General features: G+C 47.2%; 22 protein-coding genes. 4 read left to right on the plus strand and 18 right to left on the minus strand.

The genetic code is table 11. From position 1 onward, the window contains the following. Positions 1 to 3 precede the first annotated feature (3 nt). The 6 genes from Q1A40_RS18175 to Q1A40_RS18200 all read right to left on the minus strand — a co-directional run bounded on the left by Q1A40_RS18175 (position 4) and on the right by Q1A40_RS18200 (position 5236). The gene (locus tag Q1A40_RS18175; protein WP_300002990.1) at positions 4 to 678 is read right to left on the minus strand and encodes a CpaD family pilus assembly lipoprotein; all 675 of its coding nucleotides are present in this window, start codon (positions 676 to 678) and stop codon (positions 4 to 6) included. 17 nt (positions 679 to 695) lie between these two features. Then, complete coding sequence (locus Q1A40_RS18180; RefSeq protein WP_300002993.1) at positions 696 to 2108, minus strand: type II and III secretion system protein family protein; 1413 nt, start codon at positions 2106 to 2108, stop codon at positions 696 to 698. Positions 2109 to 2177: 69 nt separating this feature from the next. Beyond that, positions 2178 to 3080, minus strand: a complete 903-nt coding sequence (cpaB, locus tag Q1A40_RS18185) for a Flp pilus assembly protein CpaB (RefSeq protein ID WP_300002996.1) — start codon at positions 3078 to 3080, stop codon at positions 2178 to 2180. A gap of 160 nt (positions 3081 to 3240) precedes the next feature. Beyond that, positions 3241 to 3783: a prepilin peptidase gene (locus Q1A40_RS18190; RefSeq protein WP_300002999.1), complete on the minus strand. Its 543-nt coding sequence runs from the start codon at positions 3781 to 3783 to the stop codon at positions 3241 to 3243. Then, entirely contained in the window at positions 3783 to 4004 is a 222-nt protein-coding gene (locus Q1A40_RS18195; RefSeq protein ID WP_300003002.1) for a Flp family type IVb pilin, read from the minus strand. The genes Q1A40_RS18190 and Q1A40_RS18195 overlap by 1 nt, the downstream gene beginning before the upstream one ends. Before the next feature lie 467 nt (positions 4005 to 4471). Continuing rightward, a complete protein-coding gene (locus tag Q1A40_RS18200; RefSeq protein WP_300003116.1) occupies positions 4472 to 5236 on the minus strand; it encodes an energy transducer TonB in 765 nt (254 codons plus the stop codon). A gap of 220 nt (positions 5237 to 5456) precedes the next feature. Between Q1A40_RS18200 and Q1A40_RS18205 the strand changes: the two genes are divergently transcribed. Together Q1A40_RS18205 and Q1A40_RS18210 are read left to right on the plus strand one after the other, a co-directional pair. Beyond that, positions 5457 to 5753, plus strand: coding sequence for a YciI family protein (locus Q1A40_RS18205; protein ID WP_300003006.1), 297 nt, complete (start codon positions 5457 to 5459; stop codon positions 5751 to 5753). 255 nt (positions 5754 to 6008) lie between these two features. Then, positions 6009 to 6305, plus strand: a complete 297-nt coding sequence (locus Q1A40_RS18210; RefSeq protein WP_300003009.1) for a chorismate mutase — start codon at positions 6009 to 6011, stop codon at positions 6303 to 6305. Between the two features lie 263 nt (positions 6306 to 6568). On the opposite strand, the gene Q1A40_RS18215 is transcribed toward Q1A40_RS18210, so the two are convergent. The 5 genes from Q1A40_RS18215 to Q1A40_RS18235 all read right to left on the minus strand — a co-directional run bounded on the left by Q1A40_RS18215 (position 6569) and on the right by Q1A40_RS18235 (position 10317). Then, positions 6569 to 7459 (minus strand): SMP-30/gluconolactonase/LRE family protein, encoded by an 891-nt coding sequence (locus tag Q1A40_RS18215; protein WP_300003012.1) that lies wholly within the window; start codon positions 7457 to 7459, stop codon positions 6569 to 6571. Then, positions 7452 to 8330 (minus strand): SDR family NAD(P)-dependent oxidoreductase, encoded by an 879-nt coding sequence (locus Q1A40_RS18220; RefSeq protein WP_300003015.1) that lies wholly within the window; start codon positions 8328 to 8330, stop codon positions 7452 to 7454. Before Q1A40_RS18220 ends, Q1A40_RS18215 begins: the two co-directional genes overlap by 8 nt. 97 nt (positions 8331 to 8427) lie before the next feature. Then, the gene (locus tag Q1A40_RS18225; protein ID WP_300003018.1) at positions 8428 to 9342 is read right to left on the minus strand and encodes a LysR family transcriptional regulator; all 915 of its coding nucleotides are present in this window, start codon (positions 9340 to 9342) and stop codon (positions 8428 to 8430) included. Between the two features lie 48 nt (positions 9343 to 9390). Continuing rightward, entirely contained in the window at positions 9391 to 9855 is a 465-nt protein-coding gene (locus tag Q1A40_RS18230; protein WP_300003021.1) for a pyridoxamine 5'-phosphate oxidase family protein, read from the minus strand. Between the two features lie 288 nt (positions 9856 to 10143). Further along, entirely contained in the window at positions 10144 to 10317 is a 174-nt protein-coding gene (locus Q1A40_RS18235; RefSeq protein ID WP_300003024.1) for a YciY family protein, read from the minus strand. Positions 10318 to 10465: 148 nt separating this feature from the next. Here Q1A40_RS18235 and cls point away from each other — a divergent pair, with 148 nt between their 5' ends. Then, a complete protein-coding gene (cls, locus tag Q1A40_RS18240; protein ID WP_300003027.1) occupies positions 10466 to 11926 on the plus strand; it encodes a cardiolipin synthase in 1461 nt (486 codons plus the stop codon). A gap of 49 nt (positions 11927 to 11975) precedes the next feature. Then, on the plus strand, positions 11976 to 12299 hold the full coding sequence (locus tag Q1A40_RS18245) for an HI1450 family dsDNA-mimic protein (protein WP_300003030.1): 324 nt from the start codon (positions 11976 to 11978) through the stop codon (positions 12297 to 12299). A 74-nt stretch (positions 12300 to 12373) separates the two neighbouring features. Here the strand turns inward: Q1A40_RS18245 and Q1A40_RS18250 are convergent, their stop codons facing one another. From Q1A40_RS18250 to Q1A40_RS18280, 7 genes are all read right to left on the minus strand, one after another. Beyond that, the gene (locus tag Q1A40_RS18250; protein WP_300003033.1) at positions 12374 to 13222 is read right to left on the minus strand and encodes an ion transporter; all 849 of its coding nucleotides are present in this window, start codon (positions 13220 to 13222) and stop codon (positions 12374 to 12376) included. Between the two features lie 301 nt (positions 13223 to 13523). Further along, a complete protein-coding gene (gene oppF / locus Q1A40_RS18255; protein ID WP_300003036.1) occupies positions 13524 to 14528 on the minus strand; it encodes a murein tripeptide/oligopeptide ABC transporter ATP binding protein OppF in 1005 nt (334 codons plus the stop codon). Next, the gene (locus Q1A40_RS18260) at positions 14525 to 15538 is read right to left on the minus strand and encodes an ABC transporter ATP-binding protein (protein ID WP_300003038.1); all 1014 of its coding nucleotides are present in this window, start codon (positions 15536 to 15538) and stop codon (positions 14525 to 14527) included. Before Q1A40_RS18260 ends, oppF begins: the two co-directional genes overlap by 4 nt. A gap of 11 nt (positions 15539 to 15549) precedes the next feature. Beyond that, a complete protein-coding gene (oppC, locus tag Q1A40_RS18265; RefSeq protein WP_300003119.1) occupies positions 15550 to 16458 on the minus strand; it encodes an oligopeptide ABC transporter permease OppC in 909 nt (302 codons plus the stop codon). A 13-nt stretch (positions 16459 to 16471) separates the two neighbouring features. Beyond that, positions 16472 to 17392, minus strand: coding sequence for an oligopeptide ABC transporter permease OppB (gene oppB / locus Q1A40_RS18270; RefSeq protein ID WP_300003040.1), 921 nt, complete (start codon positions 17390 to 17392; stop codon positions 16472 to 16474). Positions 17393 to 17501: 109 nt separating this feature from the next. Then, the gene (gene oppA, locus Q1A40_RS18275; RefSeq protein WP_300003042.1) at positions 17502 to 19133 is read right to left on the minus strand and encodes an oligopeptide ABC transporter substrate-binding protein OppA; all 1632 of its coding nucleotides are present in this window, start codon (positions 19131 to 19133) and stop codon (positions 17502 to 17504) included. Between the two features lie 634 nt (positions 19134 to 19767). Further along, positions 19768 to 20415, minus strand: coding sequence for a YchE family NAAT transporter (locus Q1A40_RS18280; RefSeq protein ID WP_300003045.1), 648 nt, complete (start codon positions 20413 to 20415; stop codon positions 19768 to 19770). Positions 20416 to 20876 lie beyond the last annotated feature (461 nt).

A 20876-nucleotide genomic window follows, 5' to 3' on the forward strand; every position in this document is an offset into this window, starting at 1 on the left:
GCGTTAGTCTTCGCTAAAGTCAATGTTGATAAGCGTTTTAACGTTGTCTGTCTGATAGCGTTCAATAGCGTTAACCGCCGCAACACCATCAGCCCCATCGAGCATACGAGCCTGAATCAAGTCCTTTGGCTCGGCGATCATCATCGCGAGGTTGTTTTGTGTGGCACAGCCCAGATAGCCCACGCTGTCATAGGGTTTAACCATCAGTAACCCCGGGTCATTAATCTGGCAGCGAGTGGTTTGCACCGCTATCGCCTGGGATATGACTTGCAAATCCCCCTGGCCACTGCCTGCGACAATGCGACGCTCTGTCTTTATTTTTTTAGGGTCAGCGCCCGCATTTTGTAGCGCTTTGGCTAAGCGCCCCGCAAGCTGCTCACCACGGACGGTATAAGGCGTAATGATGAGCGTCTGGGCGGTAAGTCTGCCCTGCTTAACCAGCAGCTCGTTCAGCGAGCTCAAAGAGGCCGGACTCAGACCCTGCCCTTTACTGGCCGCCTGAAGATTAACGGCTAAAGCACTGGGCTTCGCTGTGACCGGAGCCAGTGCGGGCTGGTCATAACGTTGCATGCGGATATCGTTCAACGCCCGGTCAGTACAACCCGACAGAATGATGGCCATCAGCCCGCCCGCTAAAGGTGCGGCAAATTTTTTGTTCACTCGCAGAATGGAGTTCATGACGTTATCCTGAATCATTAGTAGAGGTAACCCACGGCACCGTAGCTCGGCGTCACGGCATCCAGCGGCTTAATGCCCTGGCCCGGGGTCTGCAACTGCCCGGCACTCACGGGCTCGACGACATAGGCCGTGGCGATAATGACCAGTTCAGTTTCTTCATGCTTGGTGGCTTCGTTATCGAAAATTTTCCCCATCACTGGAATATCACTGGCTCCCGGTACGCCTGTCACCGTCTGACTGTTAGAGCTACGTAACATGCCTGCCAAAGCAAAACTCTGACCACTGGCTAGCTCGACAGTGGTATCAGCGCGACGTACGGTCAGGGCTGGAATAACCGATCCTCCTTCAAGCGTCACCTGTCCCACCGAGGTCAGTTCACTCACTTCAGGTGCAATATGCAGGCTAATACGGTTGGCTGAGAGTAAGGTTGGCGTCATGCGTAAAATCACGCCATAAGACTTATATTCAATGCTGATATTATTATTGGTTATCAGAACGATAGGCACTTCCCCGCCGGCTGCAAACGCGGCGGTTTCACCGGAAATGGCCGTCAGGTTAGGCTCAGCCAGGACCGTCGCCATATTCTGTTGCACCATGGCAGATAACAAACTGCTCAATGAACCATCGGCCCCGGAGGTGTTAAAGCCCAGCGCACCACTCCCTTCTACTCCGGTAAACTTATTGGTACTGGAGTCAAAGAAATTAGACAGAGTGCCGGAATTAAAACCGATGGTGGAATTACCGAGATTCAGGGAAGAATTCCAGTTAAAGCCCAGTTCATGGGTTAACTTGCGCGACACCTCCACGACACGGACGCGGATATTGATCTGGGATGGGGTTCTGATCTTAAGCTGATTAACGACGTTAGCAGAACTTTCACTGCTTCCACCGAGACTGCTATTTCCACCGCCACCGTCACCACGACCGACAGAGGTTTTGATATAGGTCTGAACGCTGTCGATAACTTTTTTCGCATCCTGTGGGGTATCCACGCTTCCCCGGACAATCACGCCGCTGGGAATACCCGCTTCAAGTGAGATATCCGCTTCCGGGAATTCACGCTTCAGTCGCTCATAAAGGGCTTTTAAATCGTGTTCGACAACAATACGAATCGCGGTGATCACATCGCCATTTTGATCCATAGCATACAGCGTGGTGCTACCCACAGACTTGCCATAAACAAACAGATTACCCGGTGACGGAAGTTCAAAACTGGCCACTTCGGGATCGGCCACCAGGATGCTGTCAGGCAAGTCCTTGAGCTGTAACATACGCCCCTGGTTGACAATCAGTTTAACGACACTGGACTCATGTACCTCTGCAATATTTCTGGAGGCAGCAGGCTGACTCCATGCGGCAAGCCAGCAGACGCTCGCCAGCATTAACGCTGCTGTCCAAAAGTCTCGTCTGAAAGCAAAAAACATTTTCATCTGGGTATTTCCATTCAGGGTTTAATGTGTTCACTCAATTTCGGCATGACGTTCACTGCCCGGTATCGCCTAATGAGCAGGGAACGTTTTATTTTCCAGCTTCCCGCCACGGAATAATTTCACTTGATGGCCAGTTCGATAGATATCGGTACTGTCAGTCAGCGTAGTCACACTGCCTGCCTGCTGATTTACAGGCTGGTCGTCTGCCCCGCTACGAAGCGACAAATGCAGTAAACCGACCTCTTTGGCTACAGCCAACACTTCAGCTTGTTCCGGGGTCACTTCTACCGTGACAGTCTGAAATAGCGCCTGGCGAGGTCTGTTATTCGTACTGGTGTTATCTGGGGCATCGACATCCTGACGTGGGCGCACATCCGCGTTACTGTCAGTATCATTATTCAGTGCCAGGACTCGCAGATCGCTTACAATGGTTTGTGCGGCAAGTTGCGGTGGTGCTGGGGGAGCATTCGAGGAACTCTCTGATTCGTTTAAGTCGGCTTTACGCAGACTCAGAATGATATCGACTCGATCTCCGGCATTCACTAAACCGGAGTTACTGGCTACTGCGTTGGTTGGAATAGAAATCGCCCGCATACCTTTACCCAATACCGCGGAAATAAAGCCAGGTTCATTGGGCCTGACGACCAGGCTATTATTTAATGCGGTTCCGGCCTGTACTGGTTTACGCACCGTGGCGCCAAAGAGTTGTGACTCTTTATCCTGGCCATTAATAAAATAGAAACTTCTTGAGACAGATTTTTCCGTTTCTTCCCAACGCATGGAAGCTATATCAATAAAATCACCGGGATTAAGATCTTTATCTGCCACGAGAACCATTTTTTTGGGGGCAGGTATTTGAACCTGTTGGACAGGTGCCGGAGCAGATAATTGGCTACGTACCAAAAGAGCAACAATAGCGGCAAAAATACACGCCCCTGAGAATATTATTGTCGAGTTTATTTTCTTCTTCATATTGTATTCTAGTATTCCCGGTCAAACAGCAAGGCTATTTAGAGGTACATATCATAATTAAAGCGACTTACATACCGCCGCGGTTATAAGCTCCCCACCACAGATATTATCTGTATTATTCATGAGGTTTTATAACAGGTCCGCAAACAGACTTAATTATTCAGGATATATAAGGCAAAATTAAAATATACGCGGCTCCAGCGCTGATCGCTATTCCATAAGGAATACCCTGAGACAATTCAGGTGATAGCGCAGGCGGCAATGCTAATTTAATTTTGAATCTTTTATTAATACTGTTTATTCCTGTGGTTATTATTGTCGGAATTATATTCAGTAACGGTAATGCTATCGCCAATACCCCGCCAACTAATGCGGTTACCATAATAAAGGTAATTTGCTGACCATAACCGACCCACAGACAAAGCACTGCCATTAATTTGACATCTCCGGCTCCCAGTCGCCCGGTAAGAAAAAGCAGAAACCCCACCAGAAATACAATACCGGCACCGGGGAAATCTTTATAAATAATCGATAGCGGTGCATTATTAATTGCGATTTCCCAAACTCTGATAGCAATCCAACCAAACAAAATAATCAGTACAGCTCGATTTGGTATACGGCGTTCTAAGAGATCGCTAAAAGAACACCATATTAAACAACTTGCCAGATACAGAATTTGAGCACTAAGCCCTGAGTCCGCCATTATTTATTAGTAATGGAACCAGGTGCTGATGTTCCTGAACCTGAAATTTGATCGGCTATCTGGCGGAATTTTTCAGTCAGTGCCGTAACAAATACCCCGTCGCTCCCAAAAATAGCGCCAATAGCCGCTGCCATGGCTGCTGCCAGGATCCCGTACTCAATCGCGGTGACGCCACTTTCATCCCGTAAAAACGCTTTCAGTTGTGTTATCCCGATTTTCATCTTATCACCTCACGGTTAGTACACCCTTGCAGGGCTGGTTAAAGGCTAAAATTAGCGATGCGTAATAATGAGAGTAATTATCATTAACATCAAGTTAAATTACATTAACTTTTTTTAATCTTTTTGAACCGAAGTAATAACGGATAACCTTATATTTTTTAACGACTTTAATCATAGCAAAGGCTATATAAAATGACCCGCCAGCCCTGATTATTAAGAATTGTACAGACGTAATTTGGTTGTTTTATCACCTGAAGGCCGCTCTGCTACTCAGATAGCATCGCAGTCAATTGAATTTCTCGAACTAAAGAAAACGACGGAAGAGAGCGACGGAAAAGGAAGGAATGAGAGGAATCGGCAAGAGATGAAACACTCAGCATCTATGAGCAAGCAGGCAGATAACCTGTACCCACAGATGCTGAACAGAAAGAAACCCCACTACAGTAAAACCGCGCGAATTTAAGCGATTATTCGACGGAAGAACCGCCGTCGATACGGAATATAATATTCACAACAATACCCTGAGCAGGTTTTCCGCTTTCATAGCGCCATTTTCTCATGGCCTGTTTGACTTCACGTTCAAACATATTGCGTGGTTTGGCGGAAAGGATCTCCACATTACCCACGCGACCATCAGCATCAACGTCAAACTTAACGCTGACTCGACCTTCCTGACGCAAAGCAAAAGCGCGTGGAGGATACTGAGGCTCGCTACGTGACAGCGCCCTTGGGCCACTGCTGACCGAAGCTGATGGAGCCTTCGCTGCCGACGGCATCGGCGCTGCTGCCTGAGCAGGTGGCGCCTGGGTTAGCGGAGCAGTCTGAGCGGGTGGGGCCGCTTTTGGCGTCGGCTTCGTCACCGGTTTTGGCGGCACCACTTTTTTCTCAGGTTCCGGCTTAGGTTTGGGTTTCGGCTTGGGCTTCGGCTTTTCGATAACCACAGGCACTTCTTTCGGTGGCTCTGGGATCGGCTCTGGCTCAGGTACGGGTTCCGGTTCAGGTTCCACAACCGGCTCTGGCGGCGGCGGCGGAGGTTCCACGACTTCTGGTGCCGGAGGTTCGAGTGCTGACGGTGCAACCATACTCACACTGATAACCTGCGCCGGTGCCTGAGCGGGTAGTTCAACGACATGATTCACCGAGACATAAAGAAGTCCGGTGATAACGGCACCGTGAAGGGTGACGGACAGTACAGTTGACCACGGAAAGCGGTGAGGTAAATCAAGGTGCATTGACGTCATAATGTTTTCAGTTTAGCCAGGAGAAGGTAATTCTAAATGCAAATAGCAATCATATTCAACAACACAAAGATTAAAACATGTTTCTTTGTTCCTTCATAACCGGAAATCAGCAAATAACAGATGAAATTTAACAGGTCATTTATTTTTTATTTGCAGTTCAGTTACCATTAACTTACTGTATTTTCATCTCAAATCGACTCAGGATCTGTCTATGTTATACGTTATTTTTGCTCAGGATACTGCGAACTCTCTGGAAAAGCGTCTTGCAGCCCGCCCCGCTCATCTGGCGCGCTTACAAGCTCTGCGCGATGAAGGTCGTTTACTAACCGCAGGTCCACTCCCCGCCGTAGACAGTAATGACCCAGGTGCTGCCGGGTTTACTGGTTCAACGGTAATTGCAGAATTCCCATCACTGACAGAAGCCCAAGCCTGGGCGGCAAGTGACCCTTATGTTGACGCGGGTGTCTACGAAAGTGTCGTGGTAAAACCGTTTAAGCAGGTTTTCTGACAAACAGAAAAACGAATAATTTATCCCGGGGTCATTTAAACATTCAGGTACAAATTCAAGTACACATTAATTTTTTGACCCTATACTCAATCTCCCCCCCTTATCACCAGCATTTTCCGCGCGCGCACCGTTCAGGTAGCGCAATTGCAGTCATTTTTATTCGCACTCTCTATCCTCCTGTTAGATTTAGATCTGGATCGGTATTCAATTAACGGTAAACTATCGAACCCTTGTACTAGTCATATGGAGTGCCACGTGAAGTTTTCATCAATTGAAGATGTCAGAAACCGTATTGACCAAATTGACAGTGAACTGGTTAAACTCATCGCACAACGCGGTCAATGCGTTAAAGCGGCGTCAGCGTTTAAAGCCGACACTTCGGCGGTTCGCGCCCCCGACCGTGTTCAGCAAGTGATAGATAAAGTGTGTAAACAGGCCAGAGAAGAAGGTCTTTCTGAAGCTGTCATCGAAAAAGTGTATCGCTCCATGATCGGGGCTTTTATTGATTATGAACTCGAGCAATATCATCAGCGGCAAGCAAAAGCCGAATAGTACAGGCGGATTATCATGATGACGCTGATTGAATAACGGATTAACGTTAAATCAAAACACGCAATATTTCAGGAACCGCTCGTAACGGTACCAATGACAAAGTGATTTACCGTATGCCGTCTGTCTGGGCAGTTTTGGGCGATGTACAGTTCCTGCAAGGTTCCTGCCTGCTGCTACCATCTCTTCCCGCGTTATGCTTATGAAGAGGAACACAAAAGAAAGGTTCAGCCCAAAGCCCTGTTGGCAGATCCCTCGCGTCGATATCAGCAAACGCAGCCCTCCCGAAACAAATGACGAGGGATCCCTGCAACGTCAGGCCGAAAAGCATACAAATCCCCGGCATCCGGGTAATCCGTAAGCTCCGAGGATGTCATTGCAAAGCGTGCTGTCGTGATAAACAAGGTGTCCAAATTCACTCCGCCAAAACAACAACTGGTAGGCCGAGGGACGGGCATAGCAAGATGATGGCTCAGATGTCCGCCCCGGTCATAACGTAGCAGACACCCTCCGTTAAACTGACATACCCATAGCCCTCCAGCTTTGTCCAAAGCAATACCATCAGGACGCCCCAGTTCTGCTGGGGTTTGAGCGAACTTCGTTATCTCACCGAGTTCGCCCAAGGAGGAATAGGTCGTGCAGAAGATTGACCGGGCAACAGAATCAACAAAAAACAGCATACGACCGTCCTCCGACCAGGCAAGACCATTTGGCAGAGCCATATTCTGGAGGAGCATTTCTGCAGTCAGGTCACTGTTATAGCGGTACAGTGCCCCTTCTCTACGTTTCGGAGCTTCGTCCATAAGTCCCGTAACGAAACGTCCCTGTGGATCACAAGCCCCATCGTTGAAGCGAAAGCGAGCCTCGTCACCGACAGCCGTAGTACGTCTGTATACTTCTTGGGTTGTTGAATTAAGGATAGCGATGCAGGCGTTTTCAGCGAAGATCAGATTGCCATTATCAGTGATCCCCAACGCTCCAATACGTGCCCGCGATTGATAAACCGTTTCGACCCTGCCCTGAGGATGCCACACGTTAATCTTTCCCTCTGTGATATCAATGAAGTACAGGCGTCCGGTACGTGCATCCCACACCGGACTTTCTCCAAGGCAGGCTCGAACTTGCGCTATCTTCTTCAGTTCTCCCTCATTATGCATCCCCGAACTCCTTGATAAGCGACCAGTTTCGGGCAATGTCTTCAATGCTCTCACAGCAGATCCGGGCGAGATGGGTGGGATAATCAACACCCGGATTCTCGCAAAAACGCGTTGCGGTGAACTGACCATTACTGGCACGCAAAATAACGCCTGTATCATGACACAACGAACTGGCGAGATAGAGCACGCCAGGAACCACCCATTCAGGCTTTAAATTCTCAGGAGGCTGAGTGATTCCCCACATGCGGGTTTTGGCCACTGGAGATATCGCATTAACCAAAATCCCTTGAGGCTGACCTTCTCGACTTAAGGCATTCATAATGCCTATTTGAGCCATTTTGCCGGCAGCATAAGCCGTCAGGCCTGGCAGAGCATACCGCTGGTACATCGCGCGGTCAGATGTATTCAGTACGATCCGCGCCGCCGAGGACTCTTTGAGGTATTTCCATGCGTGCTTGCATAACCAGACAGGTGCGCGCACATTAATACCCAGTGCTCGCTCAAGGAAATCCTCTTCTTGTTCCTCAACAGGTTGATAGCCAACCCAACCCGCATTATGTATAAGAATATCCAGTCTGCCAAAGTGTGCTATGGCCAGACTGATAAGTTCCTTGCAGCAGACTTCATCATCAAGTTGCCCACTATGTATGATGAGTTGCCCATTGCCTACCCGTAAGGTTCGTGCCGCCTCAGCCATAATACTGCTGTCAGCCCCTTCACCTTCGCTGTCAGTTCCGAGATCACTCGCGACAACACATGCGCCACTATTCAAGAGCGCTTGCACATAGGCACGGCCCAGTCCCTGTGCTGCTCCCGTAACGATGACCACCTTATCCTTGAAAGTCCGATCGGTATGAAAGTGTTCTTTCATCTTCTAGCCTCACCATGAATCTGAAAATCACGATGATGAGAGTTCTGTCCTCTGCGGTAAAATATATTATTTATACTAAGTTGAGATCTGAATCGTCTTAATCACAGAGGGTTGATACCATTGCATGACGCACTTCATCCAGAAGCCTGTCGCGGAGAATACTGGGGTCGTGTTCCCTCCATGCCATCACTAATTCTACATAGCGCAATTTATCCGGCGCATCCACCTCAATCGGCCGGAATACCACGTCCTTGCGTCCATCTTGTGCCAGCGAGGCGGGCAGAAGCGCAACGCCAAAACCACTCGCGACCAATGCAACCAGTGTCTGCAGTTGCCGGGCCTGCTGGGCAATACGCGGCACGAAGCCCGCAGCCTCACAAAGCTGAATAAGCTGATCGTGAAAACCCTGCCCCAGATGGCGGGGCGATGAGACGAACATATCATCCTGAAAAGCAGAAAGAGGAATGATAGTGTTATCCGCATAACGATGGCTGGCTGGTAAAGCCACCAGAACAGGTTCACAAAAAACAGACTCAAATCGGAGGCCCGGCGCGGTTCTGCCTGATAAGCGCATAAATCCAAGATCGGCCCGCCCCTCTTCGAGTGCGAGTACTTGTTCTTGCGTCGTCGCCTCCTGCATTGTGAAAGCGACAGCAGGAAATTTGTGGCGAAAACGTCGCAGGGCATCTGACAATCCACGATAAGGCGCAATGTTGATAAAGGTCAGGGTAAGATACCCTTCAATACCTTGTGAAATTCGCCGAGTTTGCTCCACACTTTCATTAAGCTGATTCAATATCTTTCGCGATGACACTAAAAAGGCACAACCTGCGGGTGTAAGAGATACGCGTCGATTCGTTCTTTCGAAAAGTGGCACACCAACCTCCTCTTCAAGTCTGCGAATAGCCTGACTTAAAGGGGGTTGTGCCATATGAAGTCGTTTGGCCGCGCGGTTAAAGTGCAACTCCTCGGCAACGGCAATAAACTGATGAAGCAGTCGAGTTTCAATCATGGGACTGACCGAATGGCTTTATAACAATCGAATACGGCCATATTGCCTTTACTCACCGCAACGGACGCCGTAAGTTTTATAGGTCCGTTCCCGATGCTCAGCTTCCGTTCTTTCCGGATGAATATGATAACTGGGCGCCAATATTCTGCTTATTTTCTCAGCCTTCAGCAGAATGATGTTTCTGACAATATACTCAGGAGTCAGTAGATGAGATAACGATGCCTTGAGCTGTGGGAAAATATCCGTACCGGAAGTATATATCTGCGCTTTACCGGTTATTTTGAATCCACTCTGGCTGAAGACATCGACAGCACTCACGCAAACGTCCGGATGACTTTTTATATTACGGACAGTGACTGGCGAAGCGATATCCGCAATAGCAATATGTTCATCATCATATACTGCGAAAATTTCTTTAGGGGAAACGTTAGGTAACCCCTCCTTACTTACGGTCGCCAGCCAGCAAAGAACCGATTTTTCAAGGCAAGACTGAACATCCGAATTAATCTTCATAGCACCTCAAGATTTAATAATAAAAGTATTCACTATGGATATAGTAACCTGAGGTCATCCTCCGGAAACTCTCTTACCCTCGTTTAACACCATCACAGTTTACAGTCATCGTTACACTGAATGACTAAAAATTCGTATTAATAACCTATCATTGTATATGAAGATTTGAAGTCAGCCTGAACGGCATAAATGAGCGCACTACAGGGTAAGCGTGTTTTTACAGGGATGCGGAATGTTGAGTGACAGAGAGATACACAAAAATACGGCATTTAGCCGTTCTTTGTAGGATCAGCGATCGTGGATAGCAAATAACAGCGAGTTACGCCGGTGATTGATTCCGTGTTTACGAATGGCATAAATACGCAAATTACGACGGGACTGACTTTCCAGCCAACGTGATCTACGGCGTTGTTGCTGACGTTGCATACGCCAGCGTCCGACCTCAGTTCTGCTACGTCTCATTTTTATAACTCTGTTTTTCGAAGAAGACCCGCTATTATAGAGTTATCCATCAGGCAAACCACTCGTTTTAGATGTTTTTTTAATATATAAAAGAGACAACTCTGCTTGTTCGATTATTTTTCACGCTTCAACGGGATTATTTTAGCGTATGACAACTATTTTTAGCATAATAAGCTGGCTTATCATCCTGGGATACTGGCTGATCATCGCAGGTGTCACCTTACGCATTTTAATGAAGCGTCGCCCGGCGACGTCAACCATGACCTGGCTCCTGATTATTCACATCCTGCCATTAGTCGGTGTCGTGACTTATCTGTTGATCGGTGAACTTCATCTGGGTAAAAAACGGGCTGAACGCGCCCGGGCCATGTGGCCATCAACACAAAAATGGCTTCAGGATTTGAAGGCCTACGATCGAATCTTTGCCAAAGATAACAGTGACGTTGCCAGTAATCTCTTTAAGTTGTGTGAACATCGCCAGGGAATTGCCGGTATTAAAGGCAACCAACTGCAATTATTTACTGAGTCTGAAGACACCATGAACGCGATGATCCGGGATATTCAACTGGCCCGGCATAAAATCGAGATGGTGTTCTATATCTGGCAACCCGGCGGCATGGCAGACCAGGTTGCAGAAGCGCTGATGGCCGCCGCCAGAAGAGGCATTCACTGCCGCCTCATGCTCGACTCTGCGGGCAGTAAAGCCTTTTTCCGTAGCCCCTGGGCGCAAAAAATGCGCACAGCAGGGATTGAAGTTGTTGAAGCATTAAAAGTGAATCTAATGCGTGCTTTTCTGCGGCGCATGGACTTACGTCAGCACCGTAAAATGGTGATGATAGATAACTTTATCTCTTACACCGGCAGTATGAATATGGTGGACCCTCGCTATTTTAAGCAAGATGCGAATGTCGGTCAGTGGATAGATTTAATGGCGCGTATGGAAGGCCCTATCACCAGCGCAATGGGCATTGTTTATTCTTGTGACTGGGAAGTAGAAACAGGTCAGCGTATCCTCCCGCCGCCGCCAGACCAGAATATCATGCCATTTGAAGAGGCAACGGGACATACTATCCATACTATTGCTTCAGGCCCCGGCTTCCCGGAAGATTTAATTCATCAGGCGCTGCTGACGGCCACATACTCGGCGCGAAAATATTTAATCATGACCACGCCTTACCTGGTTCCAAGTGATGACTTGCTCCATGCCATTTGTGCCGCAGCACAGCGTGGTGTCGAAGTCAGCATCATTCTGCCACGTAAGAATGATTCACTTCTGGTGGACTGGGCAAGTCGTGCTTTCTTTAGCGAGTTACTGGAAGCAGGCGTAAAAATTTATCAGTTTGAAGGCGGACTGTTACATACCAAGAGTATTCTGGTCGACGGTGAGCTGAGTCTGGTCGGAACGGTTAATCTTGATATGCGTAGTTTGTGGCTTAACCTGGAAATTACCCTGGTCATTGATGATATCGGTTTTGCCAGCGATCTTGCCGCGGTACAAAGTGACTATATTTCTCGCTCACGCTTGCTTGATCCTGAAGATTGGAAGAAACGCCCCTTCTGGCACCGAGTGACAGAGCGACTATTTTACTTCTTTAGCCCATTACTGTAGAAGTGGCAGCCTGAGCATCCAATAAGTGAGTATAGAGATGGAATCCAATATGGACTTAAATAATCGCCTGACTGAAGACGAAACATTAGAACAGGCATACGATATTTTTCTTGAACTGGCAGGCGATAATCTGGACCCGGCAGATATCATCTTATTTAACCTACAGTTTGAAGAGCGCGGTGGGGCTGAGCTGTTTGATCCGGCTGAAGACTGGAACGAACACGTTGATTTTGACTTAAACCCGGACTTCTTTGCCGAAGTGGTTATTGGCCTTGCAGAAAGTGAAGGTGAAGAAATTAATGATATCTTTGCGCGCGTGCTGTTGTGCCGTGAGAAAGATCATAAGCTGTGCCATATTCTGTGGCGTGAATAACACTGACAGGTATGAAGAGAGGGGAACCAGGGTTTCCCTCTTTTTTATCGCTCTTGTCTCGGTGACTTCGTGCGCTATTTTTTATCAAGGGTCGGCAAGTGTTCGCCGCAGGTTTTACAGTAGTGTGCGCTGGAGTCGTGTTCGTCCTCATGGCAGCGGATACAGGCTCTTTGACGATTTTTCTTCTGCAAGTCTTGTGACATTTGCGCCGTCAGAATACCGGTTGGGACAGCCACCACGGAATAACCTACCAATATCAGCACTGAAGCCATAAAACGCCCGAATGCCGTATGAGGTACAATATCGCCATAACCAACCGTGGTCACCGTGACTATCGCCCAGTAGACCGAGGCTCCCAGACTATCAAAACCGTTGGTCTTCCCTTCTATTCCGAACATCATCGCCCCCGATGCCACCATAACGACGATGATGAACGAGAAGAACAGAATTAGCTGGTGACTGGCGTTAATAATACTCTGTTTAAGGCTGTGCAAAGCAGGCATATAGCGGAGCAATTTCAGTATACGCAGCACGCGGATGGCACGCATCGATCGCCAGGCAAAATAGTAATGAACGGAAAGTTCCGGCCATAACCACAGTACATAGAGCGGGATCGTGGTCGCAAGATCAATAAAACCCCAGAAGCTAAAGATATAGCGCGCCGGTTTTGGCCAGCTGATCACCCGCAGGATATACTCAAGTGTAAACATCAGGGTAAAAAACAGCTCAACGCCAATAAAGATGTACCATTCATCCAGACTCAGACTGGTATCTTTTCCAATACTGGACTCAATAAAAATAACAACAACACTCAATAGCGCCAATATGCCACAGAATGCTTCCACGCATCGCCCAGAGCGGGTTGCCTGATCGAAGAGATAGCGATACATCAGACGACGAAAAGATGAAAAATGTCTGAGCACAGAGAGCCTCACAGATAAAAAAGACTGGCCGTCATATCCAGCCAGAGAAGACCAGTAAACGGAATCGACGTGAGGGTTATTAAACGCTGAAAAACAATGGATTGGTAGTAATTATTAACGAACGGCTTATGCGCTTTCGGGTAAGACTGGTTTCTGTCTGGTGTTGTGATCCTATGGGTTAAATAAGTTTCCCGTTATGAAAAAACCCTTGCCTCGGTGCAACTGAGACAAGGGTTTGATTGTCTGGCAGATAACTTAACCTATCTCCCCTACTATAAGACCGCACTTTCCGTCAGGAAAACTATAACGGATCAACCTTCAGACAAGAAACTGCATGACGGAAACTGCCTTCCAGCACAGGACGGGTAACGGCGCACTCAGGTCCGGCAATCGGACAGCGGGTACGGAAGACACATCCTGAAGGTGGGTTAATCGGTGAAGGCAACTCACCCTCCAGCAACTGGATAACCTTATTTTTCTCTAAATCAGGATCCGGGATAGGTACCGCTGACATCAAGGCTTTAGTATAAGGATGAAGAGGACTGCGATAGACCTGATCATACGTCCCTAACTCCACTGCATGTCCCAAATACATCACCAGAACACGATCGGAAATGTGTTTAACTACCGCGAGATCGTGCGCAATAAAGATTAGCGATAACCCCATTTCGCGTTGCAGCTGCTGTAATAAGTTAACCACCTGGGCCTGAATCGACACATCCAGAGCTGAGACCGGCTCGTCGCAGATAATCAGTTTCGGTTCAAGAATCAGCGCGCGGGCAATACCGATACGCTGACACTGTCCGCCCGAAAACTCATGGGGATAGCGGTTAATTAAATTAGGCAGCAGGCCCACTTTCATCATCATTGCTTTAACCCGCTCCTGAACTTCCTTGCGCGGCATTTGCGGATGATAAGTCAGCAGAGGTTCGGCAATAATATCGCCAATATTCATACGCGGGTTTAGCGATGCCAGCGGATCCTGGAAGATCATCTGAATATCACTGCGAACTTCGCGCCACTGTTCGGGATTCATTCCCAGTAAATCTTTACCCAGCCAGGCAACGCGCCCTTCAGTGGCTTTTACCAGACCGATTATCGCGCGGGCAAAGGTCGATTTACCACAACCCGACTCCCCTACTACGCCCAGAGTTTCACCTTCGTACAGTCGCAGTGATACACCATCAACCGCTTTCAGCGTTTTGGCTGGTTTCCAGAACCACTGCTTGCCATCTTTGATGGTAAAGTGAACTTTTAAGTCTTTGACTTCCAAAAGAACTTTTCTTTCTTCCGCGACGGTACTCATGCTAACTCCTCCACGGCTCTAAAGCAGGAACGCAAACGGCCTTCACCAAACTGTTCTAATGGTGGAGCGGTGCTACATTTTTCCATCGCATAAGGACAACGAGGCTGGAAAGGACAACCCGAAGGTAAACGTAATAAATTGGGCGGGTTACCAGGAATGGTCTGCAGCAGTTCACCTTCCGTATCAAGACGGGGGACGGCATTTAACAGGCCTATAGAATAAGGATGCACAGGGTTATAAAACACCTCTCGCGCACTACCATATTCCATGGTACGTCCGGCATACATCACCAGAACTTTATCGCAGATACCCGCGACGACACCTAAATCATGAGTAATCATAATAATAGAGGTATTAAATTCGCGTTTAAGCTCATTCAATAGCGTCATAATCTGTGCCTGAACGGTCACGTCCAGCGCAGTTGTCGGTTCATCCGCAATCAGGAGTTTTGGTCGGCATAATAACGCCATGGCTATCATGACACGCTGACGCATACCGCCTGAAAACTCATGCGGATACATTGACATACGCTTACGAGCTTCTGGCATTTTCACCGCGTCAAGCATTTGCAGCGATTCTTCAAATGCTTGCGCCTTACTCATTTTTTTATGCAGTATCAGGACTTCCATCAACTGTTCGCCAACCCGCATATAAGGGTTCAACGACGTCATAGGATCCTGGAAAATCATCGCTATCTGTTCCGCGCGCAGGCGGTTTAGCTCGCTCTCTGGGATATTAAGCAGTTCACTGCCATTAAATTTAGCCGAACCACCCACTTTTCCATTCGCGGCTAATAATCCCATCAGCGCAAAAGCTGTTTGTGACTTACCGGAACCAGATTCGCCAACAATACCAAGCGTTTCGCCAGCCGACAGACTGAAATTCAAATTATTAACAGCTGTGACATCACCGTCAGGGGTAGAAAAACTGACGCGGAGATCTTTCACATCCAGTAATACATCTTTTTGATTAAGCAAAGTGGTCTTCGCTGAGGTATTCGTCATGCTCATAGCGGACCTCCTTATCTGTCTTTCGGGTCGAGGGCATCACGCAAGCCATCGCCGATAAAGTTGAAACAAAACAGTGTCACAACGAGGAAACTGGCTGGGAACAGCAGTAACCATGGGGACACTTCCATCGAGTTTGCACCATCGCTAAGTAAGGCTCCCCAGCTACTGAGCGGCTCCTGCGTTCCCAGACCCAGGAAGCTCAGGAAAGATTCAAACAGGATCATACTGGGCACCAGCAGAGAAGCGTAAACCACCACGACACCCAGTACGTTAGGAACGATATGACGCACGACAATCTTCAGAGTGGAAACACCACCCACCTGAGCCGCTTCGATAAACTCTTTACGCTTAAGGCTCAGGGTCTGACCACGAACAATACGCGCCATATCCAGCCAGGAAACCATGCCTATCGCGACAAATATCAGCAGAATATTTTGCCCAAAGAAGGTTACCAACAGGATAACGAAGAACATAAATGGAAAAGAGTTGAGTATTTCCAGCAAACGCATCATCACCGAATCGGTTTTCCCGCCCATATAACCGGCAAGGGAGCCGTAGAGGGTACCGACCAGTACCGCCACTAACGCTGCGGCAACACCGACCATCAGAGAGATACGCCCACCAATAGCCACACGAACCAGCAAGTCGCGGCCCGATGAGTCAGTGCCAAAATAGTGACCGCTCTCCATTTCTGGTGCAGCAGACATCATGCCAAAGTCAGCGTCAAAATAGGTAAATTCGGACAGCATCGGGGCAACGGTAACAAACAGCGCGATAAGGAATAAAATCACTAAACTGGTTACGGCTGCTCGGTTATGGATAAAACGACGGCGGGCATCCTGCCAGAGACTGCGTCCCTCTATCTCCAGCTGTTCACTGAAGTTACCGACTGCTTCGGTATTTTTCTTGGTTAACATGATTACCACTCCAGCATTAGTATCGAATTTTCGGATCGATAACGGCGTATAACACATCGACGATGGCATTAAACAGAATCGTCAGCGCACCGACCAAAATAGTCAGACTTAAAACCAGTGAATAATCACGGTTTAGCGCACCGTTAACAAACAGCTGGCCGATACCAGGCAAACCAAAGATGGTTTCAATAACCATAGAACCAGTAATAATACCGACAAATGCAGGACCTAAATAAGAGAGAACGGGCAACAAGGCTGGTTTCAGTGCATGGCGCAGAATAATACGGCGCATAGGCAAGCCTTTCGCTTTTGCCGTACGAATGAAATTCGAGTGCAGCACTTCTATCATTGAACCGCGCATGATACGCGCAATACTGGCGATATAAGCCAGTGACAGTGCAGTCATCGGCAGAATGATATATTTCGTCGCCCCTCCGTTCCAGCCGCCGCCGGGGAGCCACTTCAGGTCAATCGCAAATATCAGAACCAAGAGAGGCGCGACAACAAAACTGGGAATAACCACCCCCGTCATGGCAAATCCCATCACGGTAAAATCCCACTTGGTGTTTTGTTTTAACGCAGCCACCACACCGGCTGAAACGCCAAGCACGATAGCCATTAAGAATGCCGCCAACCCTAGTTTCGCAGAAACCGGGAAGCTCGCAGCAACCAAATCATTAACTGAATAGTCTTTATATTTAAATGATGGCCCAAAATCACCGTGTCCCAGCTGTTTTAAATAACTGAAATATTGGAGATAGACTGGGTCATTTAAATGGTATTTCGCTTCAATATTCGCCAGTACTTCTGGCGGCAACGCGCGCTCTCCGGTAAATGGACTTCCGGGTGCCAGGCGCATCATAAAGAAGGAAATAGTAATAAGAATAAAAAGCGTCGGAATCGCTTCCAAACAACGACGTAGAATAAATTTTAACATTGCCCGTACCTTCTGGCCTGTGCCTTTATAGTGCGATGTAAATAAGACACGATGGGGAAGTCTGAATTTCCGCGTCTGAATACGCAGCAGACTTCCCCACGATTTGCCATTAATGTTTGATAATGTACAGATCCTTCACGTAAACATTATCCTGTGGATCTTGACCTGTGTAACCCCCGACCCAAGGTTTCACCAGGCGGGCATTTACATAATAGAATACCGGAACAATGGCTGAATCTTTGTCCGCTTGCTGTTCGGCTTTATTATAGAAGTCTGAACGTTGCTCTTCTGACGTTGCAGCCAGAGCCTCTTCAACGAGTTTATCGAATTCCGCACTCTTATAACCGGTAAAGTTATTGGAGCTATCAGATTTCAGCGCATTCAAGAACGAGGTTGGCTCATTGTAGTCAGCGCACCATCCCGCACGAGCAACGTCATAGTTGCCTTCACGACGAGAGGACAGGAAGGTTTTCCATTCCTGGTTTTCAAGCTTCACATCCACCCCTAAGTTTTTCTTCCAGATAGCGGATGCAGCAATGGCCAGCTTTTTATGCAGGTCAGAGGTGTTATAGAGAAGATTGAAAGTCAGCGGTTTGTCTTTAGTGTAACCCGCTTCAGCCAGCAATTTTTTCGCTTCTTCGTTACGTTTTTCTTGCGTCCAGCCGAACCATTCTGGCTCAGTCAGCGTAGCGCCATCGATATAAGGCGGGGTGAAGCCGTAGGCCGGTAAGTCACCTTGGTTTTTAACTTTGTTAACAATGATGTCGCGATCCATTGCCAGTTTCAGTGCGGTACGAACACGCGGGTCGGTAAACGGTGCTCTGGCATTGTTGACTTCATAGTAGTAGGTGCACAGATAAGGAGACACGCGCACTTCTTCAGGAATTTCTTTCTTCAGCTTCTGGAACAATTCAATCGGCATGTTGTTATAGGTCATGTCGATTTCGCCGCTGCGGTAACGGTTAACGTCTGTCACTTCTGAAGCGATAGGCAGATAAGTCACCTGGTTAATCACTGTCTTAGCGTTATCCCAGTACTCCGGGTTACGATCCAGTACGATACGCTCGTTAACAACCCAGTCTTTTAATTTATAAGCACCGTTGGTGATAATATTACCCGGCTGCGTCCATTTTTCATTGTATTTCTCAACGGCACGTTGCGGTACCGGGGACATTGACGGGTGAACGAGGAGCTTATAGAAATACGGTACTGGCTCATCCAACGTCACTTCAAGAGTATGGTCATCCAGCGCTTTTACACCAAGGTCGGTAGTCGGTTTTTTACCGGCGATAATATCATCGATATTCGCAAGATGGCCGTATTGTAAATAACTGGAATACGGCGAAGCAGTATTCGGATCGGCGAGGCGACGCCAGCTATAGACAAAATCATTCGCGGTAACAGGCTGGCCATCAGACCATTTAGCATCTTTACGCAGATGGAAAGTCCACACTTTACCGTCTTTGTTTTCCCATGTTTCAGCGACACCAGGAACAGGCTTTCCATCCAGACCACTGAGAACTAAACCTTCAAAAATATCGCGGCTAACATTAGACTCCGGCACACCTTCAATTTTATGCGGGTCAAGAGACTGAACTTCAGATCCATTGTTACGTACCAGGGTCTGTTTTTCAGCCAGAGTGACACCTGCCGGAACGTCGGCAGCTATCGCTACATTGCCAGTAATTAGCGCACTCAAAATGCTCACTGCAATTAAGCTTCTTTTGGAAATGATTGTCATCTTGTTGATACCCCACTCATTATAATTGTCGATCAATTCGTCAACTTGTTGTTACCTATTCGGCTTGACCTTACACAGGAAGTTGCTCCTGGTAGAGATAAACTTGCCGGTACTGCTTGCTATCATCGACTTTATTTCCGGGTCGTTCTTATGACGACCTCATCGTCAATTCGCTGCTACCCATCGATTGCGTGGTCGCGGGTAATAAATAGACTATTCCATAGACCGATAATCGTCTGCGATATCATTCTCATCTGGAAACTAATCATTTCGGAGAGAATTATTTTGCACGAAAAGTATCAAAAGCGTCGCGCTGCCGCCAATACAATTTGCAGATTTGTTAAGTAATTCTCTTTATTTTTCTTGTAAGAATGGATTCCAAACGACAAATAAAATTAAATATCATTTAAAATCAATATGATAACCAATATTTTTTAATGTAAAAAAAGTAACATGATTGCACAGGTTAATATCAGTGAATTTCTCGAAATGGTTATTTTTTAGCATATTGTGTCGTTATAACAGATGAATCACTTATATCATTTCAGCTTGAAACTATTTACATCCGGTCACTGCCCGAAGACAGTTGTCGGATATAAATATATGGCAGGATAATCGGCTTCTCGCCGTTAAATCACCCTACCAGTCCCGGGAAAATCGATTTTACCCCAGTCACAATAAATTCAATGCCCAGAGACATCAGTAGTAAGCCCATGATTCGGGTGATGACGTTGATTCCGGTCTGCCCTAACATGCGTACCAGCCAGGGTGCGATACGGAATAGCATCCAACAACTAAAAGCAAAAAGAGCAATCGCCAAAGTAAAGCCCAGCAAATGCCACCAGTTGTTATAACGCACTCCCCAGACAATCGTTGAGCTAATCGCCCCTGGACCTGCCATTAAAGGTAAAGCAAGAGGGACAACCCCAACACTGTCACGAATGACGCTTTCTGACTTCTCCTGCTTGTTCTGTTTATCTTCTCCCAATTTACCGCTGATCATTGACATTGCAATGGTCACGACCAGGATACCACCCGCAATTCGGAAAGAATCGATTGAGATACCAAAAATTTGCAGAATACCGTTGCCGAGGAATAACGAGGTCCAGAGTATTATTGCCACCGAAAGATTGGCGGTAAGATTGGTTTTATTTCTGGCAGCTGCCGTCTGGTAGCAGGTCATACTGATAAAAACCGGAATAATACCTACCGGGTTGACCAAAGCAAACAACCCGATAAAAAATTTAAAATAAGTGGAAAGATCTAAAAAAGATTCTGTCACACGTAACTCCACAAAGTGAAAATGGCTGTAAAGACCAGCGTAATGTAATAGAAAACCCCCATCGCGGCTATATCCTTAATAATATAAAACCAGGATCATGCAAATTATGAGCAGATAGGATAAATTTGTTGCCACCCAGTTAAATTTTTACCGTAAAAAGTTAATCAGGCTGTAACCTTTTTTCTATGTCTTTTCAAAGACCTGGATAATGACTGCTGAATGGTGTCAGCAATGAGTTTATGTGACGCAGATCACATAATATGTTTCAAAAAGCCGCTAGTCTTGGTAACAGGTAAAAGATAATAACAGAGTGAGTATCCGGATAAACTGAATCAAGCTTTTTTAGTAAATACGCAGAATATTTAATAAAATTTCATTAACATTTTTTTATTAACACATTATCTTTGTTTGCTGACTATACTTTCGGTTTGCACTGCTTATTGACTAAAAAAGTTTAACAA

Source organism: uncultured Cedecea sp., assembly GCF_947498825.1.
Taxonomy (GTDB): Bacteria; Pseudomonadota; Gammaproteobacteria; order Enterobacterales; family Enterobacteriaceae; genus JGM124.